The organism is Flavobacterium resistens, from assembly GCF_900182645.1.
GTDB classification, from domain to species: Bacteria; Bacteroidota; Bacteroidia; order Flavobacteriales; family Flavobacteriaceae; genus Flavobacterium; species Flavobacterium resistens.
The window spans coordinates 46,849-61,508 of record NZ_FXTA01000001.1; the positions used below are offsets into that span (position 1 = coordinate 46,849).

11 protein-coding genes are annotated in these 14,660 nt (G+C 32.1%); 1 reads left to right on the forward strand and 10 read right to left on the reverse strand.

Going from position 1 to position 14,660, the window contains the following annotated elements:
* Positions 1 to 203: 203 nt before the first annotated feature.
* From FN795_RS00215 to FN795_RS00260, 10 genes are all read right to left on the reverse strand, one after another.
* Positions 204 to 1,826: an LVIVD repeat-containing protein gene (locus tag FN795_RS00215; protein ID WP_142448727.1), complete on the reverse strand. Its 1,623-nt coding sequence runs from the start codon at positions 1,824 to 1,826 to the stop codon at positions 204 to 206.
* A 203-nt stretch (positions 1,827 to 2,029) separates the two neighbouring features.
* Positions 2,030 to 2,536: a hypothetical protein gene (locus FN795_RS00220; RefSeq protein WP_142448728.1), complete on the reverse strand. Its 507-nt coding sequence runs from the start codon at positions 2,534 to 2,536 to the stop codon at positions 2,030 to 2,032.
* A 193-nt stretch (positions 2,537 to 2,729) separates the two neighbouring features.
* Complete coding sequence (locus tag FN795_RS00225; RefSeq protein ID WP_142448729.1) at positions 2,730 to 4,562, reverse strand: hypothetical protein; 1,833 nt, start codon at positions 4,560 to 4,562, stop codon at positions 2,730 to 2,732.
* A gap of 84 nt (positions 4,563 to 4,646) precedes the next feature.
* Positions 4,647 to 5,747: an AI-2E family transporter gene (locus FN795_RS00230; RefSeq protein WP_142448730.1), complete on the reverse strand. Its 1,101-nt coding sequence runs from the start codon at positions 5,745 to 5,747 to the stop codon at positions 4,647 to 4,649.
* 107 nt (positions 5,748 to 5,854) lie between these two features.
* Complete coding sequence (locus FN795_RS00235) at positions 5,855 to 6,385, reverse strand: mechanosensitive ion channel domain-containing protein (protein WP_142448731.1); 531 nt, start codon at positions 6,383 to 6,385, stop codon at positions 5,855 to 5,857.
* Between the two features lie 10 nt (positions 6,386 to 6,395).
* On the reverse strand, positions 6,396 to 6,980 hold the full coding sequence (locus FN795_RS00240; protein WP_142448732.1) for a Maf-like protein: 585 nt from the start codon (positions 6,978 to 6,980) through the stop codon (positions 6,396 to 6,398).
* Entirely contained in the window at positions 6,973 to 7,899 is a 927-nt protein-coding gene (locus FN795_RS00245; protein WP_142448733.1) for a geranylgeranylglycerol-phosphate geranylgeranyltransferase, read from the reverse strand. The genes FN795_RS00240 and FN795_RS00245 overlap by 8 nt, the downstream gene beginning before the upstream one ends.
* Positions 7,900 to 7,963: 64 nt before the next feature.
* Complete coding sequence (locus FN795_RS00250) at positions 7,964 to 8,491, reverse strand: KdsC family phosphatase (RefSeq protein WP_142448734.1); 528 nt, start codon at positions 8,489 to 8,491, stop codon at positions 7,964 to 7,966.
* Positions 8,475 to 9,236 carry a Rossmann-like and DUF2520 domain-containing protein gene (locus tag FN795_RS00255; protein WP_142448735.1) on the reverse strand — a complete coding sequence of 254 codons (762 nt, stop codon included), beginning with the start codon at positions 9,234 to 9,236 and terminating at the stop codon, positions 8,475 to 8,477. Before FN795_RS00255 ends, FN795_RS00250 begins: the two co-directional genes overlap by 17 nt.
* A 155-nt stretch (positions 9,237 to 9,391) precedes the next feature.
* The gene (locus FN795_RS00260) at positions 9,392 to 11,077 is read right to left on the reverse strand and encodes a glycoside hydrolase family 28 protein (RefSeq protein ID WP_142448736.1); all 1,686 of its coding nucleotides are present in this window, start codon (positions 11,075 to 11,077) and stop codon (positions 9,392 to 9,394) included.
* A 313-nt stretch (positions 11,078 to 11,390) separates the two neighbouring features.
* Between FN795_RS00260 and ccsA the strand changes: the two genes are divergently transcribed.
* Positions 11,391 to 14,609, forward strand: coding sequence for a cytochrome c biogenesis protein CcsA (gene ccsA, locus FN795_RS00265; RefSeq protein WP_142448737.1), 3,219 nt, complete (start codon positions 11,391 to 11,393; stop codon positions 14,607 to 14,609).
* The last annotated feature ends 51 nt before the right edge of the window (positions 14,610 to 14,660 follow it).

The window sequence follows — 14,660 nt, forward strand, 5'->3', positions numbered from 1 at the left end:
GATGTTTTTGAAAGTGCTTCAAAAATAGTAATTATATTTTTGAAGACTATTTAAATGAATTGTTAATGTTTGGTTATTGATTTCCTTTTTTAAGAAAAACTACTCCACAAAAAAAATGCCATCAGATTGTCTCCGACAGCATTTTTTTTAAAGAATTGATTTAATAAATTAAATCAGGTGGTATTTCTTAGGATTACAGAAAATTATTTCAATTTGTTTTCTGTGTCTTTGTACGTTCCAGTAATGGTAACGCCACTATTTTTAGTCACTTTACCATAAATGGTAATCGACGAATTGTTTCCAATAAAATTAATTTTTGCACCACTGTTCAATCTTAGGTCGCCCCAGATTACTACAGAACCTTCAATTTGCAATAAAGCATTGCTATTGATAATAAGTTCTGTTGGGTTTGATTGCTGGTATTTTCCTTGTGCCAAAGTTCCAGTCATATTAAAAGTTCCTCCGCTGTTTAAAATCAAAGTATTTTGAACAGAAATTGATCCACAGTGTGTTAACACACCTCCAGAATTTACGATTATAGAATTAATTGCTGTTGAACCATTATATGATTTTACTTCGTTAGAATTCAAAATCAAATCTTTTCCTTGATTGTAAACTCCGTAAGAAGAACAATTTGCGAAAGTTGCATTTGGTTTTTCCATCTTAATGATTTTCAAACCACCTTTTCCGCTAGCAACATAAATATAGTCTCCGCTAGATTTTACATAATTAGATGAACCAGTAATTCCAACAGTTCCAACCAGACTTAATGAAGTTCCAGATTTGTAAACATTTAATCCTGCAGCTCCGTTTGCAACAAAAGCATATCCGTCGTTTACAGAAACCGCATTGGTTACATTATCTCCTCCTGCAGAAGCCAATCCAATTGTTTGAAGCTTAGAACCGCTGTTGATATCATAAACTCCTAATCCATTGTATCCTTCAGAAACTAATAATTTTGTTCCGTCAAAATCAATTGTTCTTTTTGCAGCACTTACATCAGTGCTTGTAGTGAAAGACTTTTGAAGGGCAAGAGTTGATTCGTTATAAATATTTACACCTTTTGTACCGCTTAAGGTAACAATTTTGTCACCGCTGATTGCCACAGTACGTAAATCCTGAACAGCTACTTTTGAAGTTACTTGTTTAGTAGAATTACTGATTTTAAACAAGCTTCCTGTATCTCCAGTTACTGCAAAGTAAGAAGATGAGTTAGCAGCAACATCAGTTGTTGCATGGCTTTCAAGTTTTGTTACTGTATATTTATCTGTAAGCATTCCAGAGCTTAATTGCATATTGATTACAATTGCAGGATTTGTCAAAGTTGCATCTTTGTCAATATCTTTTGCTCCGGCGATAATTAAATTTCCGTTAGAGTAAGTAAGAGAAGTAATGTCTGTATTAGCAATTAATGCAGATGTAAGCAATTTTGGCTTGTAAGGATCTGTAACATCAATAACATCAATCGCTCCAGAATAAGCTTCACCCATCATTGTATAGGCTACATAAGCATAATTTCCATTTACAGCAACATGATTTGCTTGTAAAGTCCTACCATTACTGTCTGTTGGAGGATTAATTTCTGCAATTTGAACCATTGGCAAATCGGTTGTTGACTGAGTTGCTAGTCCTTTTGCCGTTGAAGTGTTAGTGATTGAGATAACTCCAGAATTAGTGTAATCAAGTCTTTGATTTAAAGAAGTGGCGTCGGAATTAATTGTAATGCCATTTCCAGCAGATTGGTTATTAGAGTTGTCATCATTATTGTCACACGAAATAAAAAGTGACATAGTTAAAAAGGCGAATAGATAGAAATTATTTCTCATAATTAACTGGGATTTAAAATATTGTGCAAATATAAGTCACAATTATAATAGAATAAGACAATTATTATAAATATAATTGATTTTGAGATTATTTTTAAATATTACATAACAAATTAACAAATTCAGATTATACTATGCATGCATAAAAAAAGAGTATCAATATTTTTGATACTCTTTTGTGTTGAAAATTAGATATTTAGCAATTATCTTCTTCCGTGTCCGCGATGATCGTCGTGGTCATCATGGTCGTGGCGATCATGTTTATCATGGTGTTTGTCATAATGTTTGTAATCTCTATGGTCATGACGATCATTGTATCCATAAACCGGTCTTGGTTTGTATGGTCTTTGAGGTTCTCCATGATACCCTCTGTAATATTTTACTCTGTGACGGTCAAAATAAGTATATGGAGTTCTTCCGTGGTAATCAGTTAAAACTACTTTATAACCTCCGTATAAATCATAATTTCTATATTGTCTTGGCAAATAAGTGGTTCTAACCCATCTTCCGCCTCCAAAATAAATAAACTGTGAAGCTCGAACATCATAATAAGCTTCAATGTCTGGTAAATAATAATACTCCATTTCAGCATATCCTGCAGGTCCCCAAGCTGGTGGTGTGCCTATATTTACATTAATTGATACTTGGGCTTGCGTGGCATTTGCAACCAAAAGAAATAATCCGGCGATTGCTATTTTTAACGTTTTCATTTTTTCTAAAGTTTTAATGTTACTCTTGCTTAGTAATATTCATATACTGTGCCAAAAATAAAAACCTAATGCATTTCGTCGGATAAAATTAGCAGTTCAACGAGTGTGAAAGCGCTAAATATACGGTAATGTTTTGATTTTCAAAATGTTTCATAAACTTTAAAAAAAGATAAAAAAAGCAAAAAAAATCTTTTTATTTATAATCTACAATTCTTGGTTTTGACAGCTCAAAATTCATTAATCCAAAATCTGTTGTTTCAAAAGTATTGGTTTTAAAAACATTATCTCCTTCAAATGGAATAGTAGGGTAGTATGACAAGGATAATTGAAAAGAACTGAATACTAAATAATCGTTACTTACTATTACACCGAGCGTAAATTTTGAATAGGCCTTGTTTCTGCCCATCGCATTATTCGGACTTCCTAAAACGGCTATTGAATAATTGAAAAATGGATTTAAACGAAATCCAAGAAGTGCATTCGGAGAATAAGTTTGCGTCTGTAATGATAAAATCATCTTGTTGGTTCCGTAAATGGCGCTGTTGAATCCAGCTAAACCATTTTCTTCATTTATATTCAATTGATCTCCAATAATATCCTCACGGTTAATGCCAATAACCATTTTTGGATTCACAAATTGTCTTAATTTCCAAGTTCCAATGCTGTAAAGCTTCGTAAAATAGTTGGTTTCTACAGAAAATGCTGTTTCATAAGTTTTTGAGTCATGAAAAAAGGTTCCGCCTTCAAAATTAGCACTCAAAAATCCTAATCTATAATAATTACCAAATGAAAACTGACCGCCAACATAAGGTCTCCACATTTGATTTTTATATTGATAGCCTAAAGTAACACCATAAATTCGGCCAATAGGAACGTCTTCAGTCTGGCCATTTCTAAAAATATAATTGTCTTTAATAAATTTTCGTGTATTAATTCCAATTCCGGATAAAATAAGTTTTTGATCAGAATAAAAATGAGTTGGATCATATAAATCTGTTGGACTTTCGCTATAATTTACATTCAGAAATCGGCCGGAAACAATTAAATTGGTAATTCCTTTGTCTTCGTCTTCAAAAACTTTAGAAGCTTTTCCTGCCCAAAAATCCTGAAAATTATATTTGAAAGGTTGATACGCATAAGACATATCGGGAGCCTGCAAAGTATCTTTCCTGAAGTTCTGTCCAACATAAATTCCGCCAGCCCATTTGGTTAAAGGCGAATAAAACAATCGTTCGATATTGATGCTTTTGGTGTAATTGTTATCAAGATCCATTTTATAATTCAACGTTGTTCCGATATAAGTATTTTTAATATTTGGAACCGTATATGTGACATCGTTACCATTTGCACCATCACTAAAACGATTTGTAAAGCGATATTCGAGTTGCTGGCCAGATCCAAAGAAATCTTTTTCCTTAAATCCAACAGAAACTTGATTACTGGAAATTGAAAATCGCGGAATCGTGCTCCAAGAATCCAAAACTCTGATAGTAACATCAACAGAATCTGATGCCATTCCGGCTAATTGATGTGTAATCCGAACTGCTGTTACATACTTTTGAGATCGAATTAAACGTTCTGTTTCTTGTACTTTATAACTGTCGTAAACACTATTTCTTTTGAATAAAAGTAAATTGTAAATGGCAATTTTTTTGGTTTTTAAATGAAGTCGGTTTCCTGTTCGTTCTCCCCAATTTTTTGGCGTTTGCGTTGTATCTACAACAGAATGTCCAAATGGATCTAACGTAACGATATTTATTTTACGAATGATTTTACCATCATAATTTGATGTATCGCTTGGTATTAGGAGTTCTTCTTTCTTTTTTGGCTTATTGGTTCTAAAAAAGAGTTTATGCATGGCTTTTGTGAAATTGTTCTTTTTCGAATAATTTCGGATTCGGTCATAAACCTGAGTTGAATCTTTTTTTACTGTAGGATCTTTTTTTGTTTTATCTGATTGTCCATGAATGCTTTGTAAACAAAAGCAAAACAATAGAAAAACGATTATTTTTTTGTTTAGAAACATTCAGATTCTTTTCTCTTATTTAAACACGATTTATAATATGAATATAGGCTAAATATTAGTGCTATTTTTAAAATTAACTGTTTTTTAGCTTTCAATTTTAGCTTTTCGAACCCTCCAGGTAAATTTTCTTGGCACATGATTTCCCATCAAATAACCCCAGGCTTCCATTGATTCTATTCGGTCAAAAATTATTTTTAACATTGCCAAAAGCGGAATCGCTAAAAACATTCCCGAAATCCCTGCAGCAGCGCCACCAATAATAATTCCTATGATGGAAACAAAAGCATTAATTTCAACTTTAGAATTTATAATTAACGGAACTAATAAGTTGTTGTCAATTAGCTGAACAATAATATTTACGATTAAAATCCCCAATATAATTGACGTTTCTCCAGTTCCGGTTAATGAAGCCAAAACTGTAATTATTCCTGCAATAAATATTCCGATGTAGGGAATAAGATTTAAAATTCCGGTTATCAATCCCAATAAAATGAAATATTTTATTCCAATGATCCAAAGTCCTAAACTTGTTAAAACGGCTACTGTAGTCATTTCTAACAAAAGACCAACAATGTAATTATTTATAGAAACTTTGATTTGCGATAAAATATCTTTTAGAGCCGAATGGTTTTCTTTGCTGATCAATTTGGCTAAAAAAAGAATAAAATGATCTTTATAAATTAAAAACAGAAAAGTATAAATTGGAATTATAGTGCAGTCTAAAAGCAAATCGGTTATGGAAATCAGTGCCGAACCAATTGTCGCATTTCCATTTTTGACCGAATCTTTAGTTACATTATCTATATATTTTTTTTGTTCCCCAATGCTGACATTAAAATTGTCTTTAATGAATTTATGAATGTCGACGATAAAAGCATTTGCATTTTTTTTGATGGTATCAAAATCATTTGCCATATCTGTTACTTCGTAGGAGATAAAAACCAAAATCCCAATAATAAAAGCAGCAAAAGTCAAAACACAGATAATTGCGGCAAGATGTCTTGGAAATTTTAATCTTACATTAAAAAAGGTAAATATCGGCAGTAATAAAACAGCAAATAAAAATGCCATGAGTACAGGCGTGATAACATCTTTTGCAATGCAGAAAATATAGGCAAACGAAATCAAACTTATTAATATGCAGGCAAGCTTTGCATAAAAAGGTAATTTTATAGGCTGAGTCATTTTTGTGAATTTTGAATAAAGTAAATTGGCTAAACAAATATTACATTTAAAATCAGTAATTCTGTTTTAGGTTTTTTAATTTACGTTATAAAATTTCCATTCAAAATTTAGTCAAAAAACTCTTTTTCCTCGTATTGTACTGGCATTATCGAAATTCCTTTTTGAAGCAAAAGATTATTTGGAAAAATAATTCGCTCGCCTTCTTTGGTTTTTAAGTTCACATGGAAAGCGCTGATGTCTTCAATTTCAGCTTCAATAGGGAAATCTTTATCGTGGATTTTTATAGTATCTCCGATTCTAAAAGGAAATGAAAAAAACAAAATCATTCCGGAAGTTATATTGCTTAAAATAGACCATTGCGCAAACATAGCAACGCCAATTACAGTTGCAATAGAAGAAACAGTGATAAAAATATCCTTAGTGTCGACGCCCCAAATTACAATCAGACTAATAGTAACCAATATATTCATTAAAATGTGAACATATTTAATAACCAGATTTGTTCTGTGTTCTAATAATTGACTGCTGCTGGCATAGCGTCTGATTAGTTTCGCAACGATTATTCTTAAAGCAACTAAAATTAATAGAAGAATAAGGGTAGCAAATATTTCCTGGCTATATTCTTTAAAAGAAAACATAAGATAATTTTTATACTAAAGTACTCAAATATTCGTAAACTTTAGCAGTCGGGAGCCCCATAACATTGGTGTAAGAGCCTTCAACTTTTGCAACAGCCATAAAACCAAACCATTCCTGAATGCCATAAGCTCCAGCTTTGTCATAAGGTTTGTAATTTTCAATATAATACAAAATGGCTTCGTCTGATAAATCGTTAAATGTTACTTTTGTTACATCGTTTATCACGGTAGAAGTATTTTCTGTTCTAAAACAAACAGATGTAAATACTTCATGTGTTGCATTAGACATCGATTTAATCATTTCAAAAGCTTCTTCAGCATTTTTTGGTTTTCCTAAAGCTTTATTTTGATGCCAAACGATAGTGTCGCTAGTGACCAATATTTCATTTTCTTTTAATTCACCATCAAATGCACTGGCTTTTAATGCTGCAAGATAATCTGTAATTTCAGCAGCTTCTAATTCAGGCGGATAAACTTCTTCAATATCTTTTAATCGAATTTCGAAATCAAGATCCAAATCCTTAAAAAATTGCTGTCTCCTTGGTGATCCTGAAGCAAGAATCAAAGTATATTTTTTTAGTTTTTCTTTAAGCATTGTACTTGATGTTTAATGTAATTACAAGAATTGATAAAATTCCGAAAAGCAAGATTAGCTTTAAAACGGTACTCAAATGATGGAATTCTTTTTGAGTTTTTGCTGTATAAATTTTTACAATAAAATATAATAGGGGAGCAAGAACAAAGGCGAAACTATATAAAGTGGCAATATAAAGTTTGTTCTGCATGAAATAAGTATTGATATAAAGCAAAGACAATACAAATGGAATTATAGCAAATCCTAAAGCGATTTTTGCGGCTCTGCTAATCCCAATTGCAATTGGCAAAGTGTTCATTCCTTGGTTGTAATCACCATTTACATCTTCAATATCTTTAACTATTTCTCTAATAAAATTGATCATAAATGCAAAAAGAGCATAATCAATCAAAATCGAAAAAAGACTCGCCATTTGCGCTTGATTCTCAGCATTTGTTGCAGGAAACAAATCAAAAATTCCGATGATAATAACGCTTAAAGCCAATAAAAGAGCTACGATAAAGTTTCCTAAAATCATGATTTGCTTTAAACTTGTAGAATAAAAATAAAGCAAAGACGCAATCAAAATAAAAACTGTTGCAAAACTCGGTCTCAAAATGACATTTGACAAATAAAAACCAATAGCTACACCAGTAATATTCAGTCCGATATAAATATTATAGGCTCTGGCTTCAGAAATTCCTTTGCCAATAATAACGTTATTTGGCTTGTTGATCGAATCTGTTGCGACATCAAAAATATCGTTGATTACATAACCTGCAGCTGCTAATAAAACAGTGCTTAAAATCAATAATCCGTATTGCCAGTCGGCCAAAGCCAATGGAATATTTTGCTGTTTTAAAAAAGCATAACGAAATAAAACCTGCATAAAAGCAAGCATCAATAAGTTTTGATATCGAACGAGTTTTAAGTATTTCATTTTTTCAAAGGTTCTAAGTAGCTTGGGGCTAAGTTGCTAAGTTTTTTATATAATTGATAACTATTTAATCGTGTTTTCCATTAAAATATTCCATCCATTTTCCTTGTACTTTCATTACTTGCTCAATAACGTCACGTGCTGCACCGCGTCCGCCTTTTACGTGTGAGATATATCGGCAAATGTTTTTGATTTCCGGGCTTGCGTCTTGTGGGCAAGTTGGTAATCCTACTAATTTCATTACATGAAAATCAGGAATATCGTCTCCCATGTAAAGCACTTGTTCTGGTTTAATATTATTACTATTTGTATAATCTTTAAAAGTCTGAACTTTATCAGGAGTTCCTAAATGAACATCTTTAATACCTAAATTGTTTAAACGAATACGAACGCCTTCATTGCTTCCGCCAGAAATAATACAGACATTATAACCGCTTTCAATCGCAGCTTTCATTGCATAACCGTCACGAATGTTCATTGTTCGAAGCATTTCGCCTTCATTGGTTACAAAAACAGAACTGTCTGTAAGTACGCCATCAACATCAAAAACAAATGTTGTGATGTCATTCATTATTTCTTTATAACTTTTTGCCATTATTTTGAATAGATTGTGTGAGTATATTATAAATGTTTTTTTGATTTTCGTTGTTTAAAAACGCTAAATGCGCTTCTATAGTATTAGAATCGTTTCGCTTTGCTGGTCCGGTTTGCGCATCGATTGGATCCAATGTATTGATTTTTTCAGCGGTTTCCTGAATTAAAGGTTTTAATACTTCAAAAAGAACACGGTGTTCATCACAGATTTCCTGTCCAATTTGATACAAATGATTCGTAAAGTTATTTACAAAAACGGCTGCGACATGTAATGCTTTTCGTTGTTCCGAATCAATAGCAAAAACAGCATTTGAAATGGTTTTTGCTGTTTTTTCCAATAAATCAAAATCGGCACTATTTTCTGCTTCCAAACACATTGGAATTACTGAAAAATTTACGGCTTTGTTTTTAGAAAAAGACTGAAGCGGATAAAAAACTCCTCGTCTGTTTTTGGATTCTAGAGTATCAAGAGGCGCGGCGCCAGAAGTATGAACTACAAGTTGATTTTGAAAAGATAATTGTTGTGAGACTTCACCAATTGCATTATCCGAAACTGCAATGATATATAAATCTGCTGGTTTTAAGTTAATTAAATCAGTTGTGATTTTGTCTTCATTAATAAGAGAAACCAAAACTTCCTTTTTTCTCGAAAATACCTGCACAATTTCGACAGCTTCACTTTTTGTGAAAGCCTTTATTAAATGTTGTGCAACATTCCCAGAGCCAATTATCGATAGTCGAATCATAGCACAAAATTAACATTATTTTTTTGAAATGTAGTTCGGTTTAATTTCGTTTAAGGTCAATTTCAAATTTCAATTATTAATTTAATTCTGATAAAATTAAAAACCCGCTTTTTTGTAATTAAAAAAGCGGGTTTAGTTAATTGGTTTTAATGTTTTTAAAATTTTACAGCGCCTTTCGGAACTGTTTGATCAACAGTAATTTTTTTAGATAAATCAAAATTTGGATTTGAAATAAATTCTATATTCTGACTCACTTCGCCATTAATTGAGATTGCTTTCTCTGATTTTGAATTGAATTCAATATTTTTAAACGACATATTTTTCCCGTTGTAAATTTCGAAAATTTCTGGTTTTTGAATATCTAATTTAACATTGCTGATTTTAATTCCGTTTGCATCAATTATTGAAAAACCATTTTCTGCTTTTGCAGTTAAGTTTGAAATTTCGATATTTTCAAGATTCATTTCTGGCAATCCTTGTAAAAATACTGCTTGATATGCACCGGCGATTGTGATGTTTTTAATCAAAATATTTTTGAATTGCGGTGTTTCTACATTCACTGGCATCATTTTGTTGGCTACTTTAGTTCCGCCTTCAGCTAATGTTTCAGCAATTGATTTTCCTCCATAATATAAATCGAAAGAAATGGCCTGAGAAGGAATATCAGTCATATAAATATCAGAAATAAAGACATTTTCAACAATACCACCACGTCCGCGAGTACTTTTAAAACGTAATCCAACGTCAGTTCCCATAAAAGTGCAATTTGAAACATGAAGGTTTTTAACGCCTCCTGACATTTCGCTTCCTACTGTAACACCGCCGTGACCATGATATACAATATTATTTTTAACAATGATATTTTCGCAAGGAACACCGCGGTCACGACCGTCTTTATCCTTTCCGGATTTAATGCAAATGGCATCATCGCCAACATCAAAACTTGAATTTTCTATTAAAACATTTTTGCAAGATTCAACATCAAGTCCGTCGCCATTTTGAGAATACCAAGGATTTCTAACAGTCAAATTTCTAATAATCAAATCTTCAACCATTAAAGGATGAATATTCCACGCTGGTGAATTTTGAAAAACCGGACCATCAAAAAGAACTCTTTTACTATTTTGAATACTTACCATTACAGGACGAAGAAAATCATGGATTTCTTCAAATTGTTCTTTCGTTTTTAAGTCTAAACGAACATTCTGATCTGCTCCAACAGAAGCTTTCATAAAAGTTTCAGATGGATACCAACTTTCTTTTTTATCATTTAAAACACCGCCAGAAGCTACAAATTTCTTCCATTGACTCTCAGTTAATTTGCTCTTTTTAACCTGTCTCCAAACTTCTCCAGAACCGTCCCAAACGCCATTTCCTGTAAAGGCTACGTTTTCCAGATTTTTGCCATAAATAGGGGAGATGCAGCGCCATGTGTTTAAACCTTCAAAACTGGTTTCAATAATTGGATACAAACTTTTATCAGTCGAAAATTTAATCAAAGCACCAGTTTCTGCATGAAGTTCAATATTGCTTTTTAAAATAATCGGACCTGTAAGCCAGATTCCTGGTGGAATAATTAATTTTCCGCCTCCCTTTTTTGAAAGAGCATCTATAGCATCGGCGAAAGCCTTTGAATTTAAAACATAACCGCCACTTACGGCACCAAAATCTTTTAGATTAACTGTGTTTTTTGGAATGACAGGTTCTTTTACTTTTTGCATTTTAAACTCAATATCAGAGTAAATAGTACTTGATTTTGAATTCTGCGCAAGTGTTTTGGAAGACCATCCAGACACAATAAGTGCGAGAAAAAGGATAATGTTGATAGTTTTGGTTTTCATTTTTAATTATTTTGTAAAGAGATAGTTAATAGTCGAATATTTAATTAAAAGTTCTTTTTTTGCGAAAAATCATAATAAGAACTTAAAAAACAGATAAATTTAAAATGTAATCGATTACACAAATCTATGAAAAAATATCAATATTCAAAGAAATTATTAAACTGTTTGGTTTTGTAGTAATTAATTTACGCAAAAGCTTTGTTTCAATAAAAAAACATGCCATATTTTAGTTTTTATTAACAAATGACAAATATTGGAAGTCAACATTTTTAAGTACTTTTGTGGCACTTTTATACAATGTAATTCCTCAAAAATGGATAAAAAAATATTCTCTTTTTTGTTTTCTACACGCTTAATGGCCGTTCTTTTTTTAACATTCGCAATTGCAATGGGTGTTGGAACTTTTATCGAAAGTAAATACAACACAGATACTGCCCGAATTTTAATTTACAATACATGGTGGTTTGAAGCTATAATGGCAATTTTCATGCTAAATTTCTTTGGAAATATCAAACGTTACCAATTGCTTAAAAAAGAAAAATGGGCTACTTTATTACTTCACTTAGCTTTTGTTTTTATCATTTTAGGGGCTTTTATTACTCGTTATATTAGTTATGAAGGAATGATGCCAATTCGCGAAGGCGCTGCAGAAAATCAAATTTATTCAGATAAGACATTTATAACCGTTTTTGCTGACGGAGAATATAAAGGTGAAATGAAACGAAGAGTTTTTGACAAAAACCTTTTATTGTCGCCAGTAACTAATAATGATTTTACACTTTCTGGAAAGTTTGACGAAACTCCTTTTGAAGTGAGTTATGTAAACTACATCATGGGAGCTAAAGAAACTATCAAACCAGATCCAAAAGGAACACTTTATTTAAAATTAGTCGAAGCTGGAGCTGGCGGACGTGAAGAGCATTTCTTGAAAGAAGGTGAAGTTCAAAATATCCACAACGTTTTGTTTGCTTTAAATAAACAAACTGATGGTGCAATTAATATAAATACAACTGGAGATAAATACACAATTCAAACACCATTTGAAGGTGAATTTATGAGAATGGCCGATAAATTGAAAGGAACTGTTACAAAAGATAATGTACAACCTTTAATGATGCGTTCGTTATACAGCATAGGCGATATTAGAATTGTATTTCCAGATCCAGCTGTTAAAGGAGTTGTGGATTATGAATCAAGTAACGACTTTAAAGCAAAATCACATACTGATGCTTTATTTGTAAAAATAAAAGCTGATGGACAAGAGAAACAAGTTCGTCTTTTAGGTTCTAAAGGTAGCATAGGAGAGCCTCAAACGGTTAAAATTGGTAAAATTGAATACAGCTTATTTTACGGAAGCAAAGCTTATATTTTACCTTTTAAAGTAAAATTGAATGATTTTATTGCTGATAAATATCCAGGAACTGAGAAAAGTTATTCGGCATTTAAAAGTAAAGTAACAGTTCAAGATTCTACAGAAACTTTTGATGCCGATATTTTTATGAATCACGTTTTGGATCATAAAGGATATCGTTTTTTCCAGTCTTCATTTGACCCAGATGAAAAAGGAACTGTTTTATCTGTAAACCATGATTTCTGGGGAACTAATATCACTTATTTTGGATATTTTCTGCTTTACATCGGTTTGATGGCTATTATGTTTACAAAGCATTCTCGTTTTGGAGATCTAAAACGTAAACTTGAAAGTGTTAAAAAGAAAAAAGAAAAGTTTATTACTATTCTTGTTTTAATGATTGGTTTGAGCGGTTTTGCCCAGCAAAATCCTCATGTTCATTCGCATGATCACGATCATAATCATACTGCTGATCCAAACGATCACGCCAATCATGTTGTAGCACCGCCAAGTCAAAAGCAATTAGATTCGTTATTGACAATTTATAAAGCTCCAGAAGCTCATGCCGCTAAATTTGGCCGCTTGATTATTCAGGACGCGGGAGGAAGAATGAAACCAATTAATACTTTTTCATCTGAATTGCTTAGAAAAGTAAGCCATAACGATAAATACAACGGAATGAATTCTGATCAGGTATTTTTATCTATGACGCAATATGCTCAGGTTTGGATACAGATCCCGATTATTTATATAAAGATGGGGAATGATAGTATTCGTAAAATTATCGGAATTGATTCGAAGGATCAATATGCTCCATTTGTAAAATTTTTCGATGAAAATGGAAATTATAAATTGTCACCTTATTTAGATGCTGCTTATAAAGCAGGAAATCCAAATCAATTTGAGAAAGATTATATTGAAACGGATAAAAAAGTAAATTTAATGGAATCCGCTTTAAGCGGAAGCATTTTAAAAATTTTCCCTGTTCCAAATGATCCAAACAATAAATGGGTTTCTTTCTTAGAACGTGAGAACAGCAATTTTAAAGGAATGGATTCTACTTATGTAAAGCAAATTCTTCCGTTATATTTTAGTGCTTTAAACAACGGTTCTATTTCTAAAAATTGGGATACGGCTGACCAATTGGTAGAAAGTATTAATGGTTTTCAAAAGAAATTTGGCGCAAAAGTTCGTCCAAGCGAGCAAAAAATTGATGCTGAGATTGCTTATAACAAATATGATGTTCTTCAAAAATTGCCTTATTGGTATATTACTGTAGCAATATTGATGCTTACTTTTACGATTCTTAATATCTTTTTTGAGAAAAAATGGCTTCGTATAACAGTAAACGCTTTCCATGTTATAGTTGGATTGTTATTTGTGATTCATACAATAGCATTAATAGCACGTTGGTATATTTCGGGTCACGCACCTTGGAGTAATGCGTACGAAGCTATTGTATATGTGGCTTGGTCAACAATGTTCTTTGGTTTGGCTTTTGATAGAAAATCAAAATTAACCGTTGCTTCATCTGCTTTTGTTACTTCGATGATTTTAATGGCTGCCTACATGAACTGGATTGATCCGGAAATTGCAAACTTACAGCCAGTTCTTAACTCATATTGGTTAATGATTCACGTTGCTGTTATTGTAGCTAGTTATGGCCCGACTGCATTAGGAATGATTCTAGGTTTTGTATCATTAGTATTGATTTTCTTTACAACGGAGAAAAACAAAGCTAAAATGGAACTGAATATTAAAGAGATCACTTATATCAACGAAATGTCCATAACTATCGGTTTGATCATGCTGACTATTGGAAATTTCTTAGGCGGACAATGGGCAAACGAAAGCTGGGGACGTTACTGGGGATGGGATCCAAAAGAAACATGGGCTTTAATCTCGATTATGGTTTATGCGTTTGTAATTCATGCTCGTTTTGTTCCTGCTTTACGCGGAAAATGGTTTTTCAATTTAATGACTATGTTTGCCTTTATTTCGATTTTGTTCACGTATTATGGAGTAAACTTTCATTTAGTTGGTCTGCATTCATACGCAAGCGGAGAGGCGCATTCTCTAAATTGGATTTATTACTCAATGGCTACAATTGCAGTAATTGGTGCTGTAACGTATCCGAAGTATCGTAAATATTATAAAACTAAAAAAGTAAAGAAGAAATAATTTATTGGGGTAATTATTTAATTCAAATAAAAAAGGTTCAGTAAACACTGA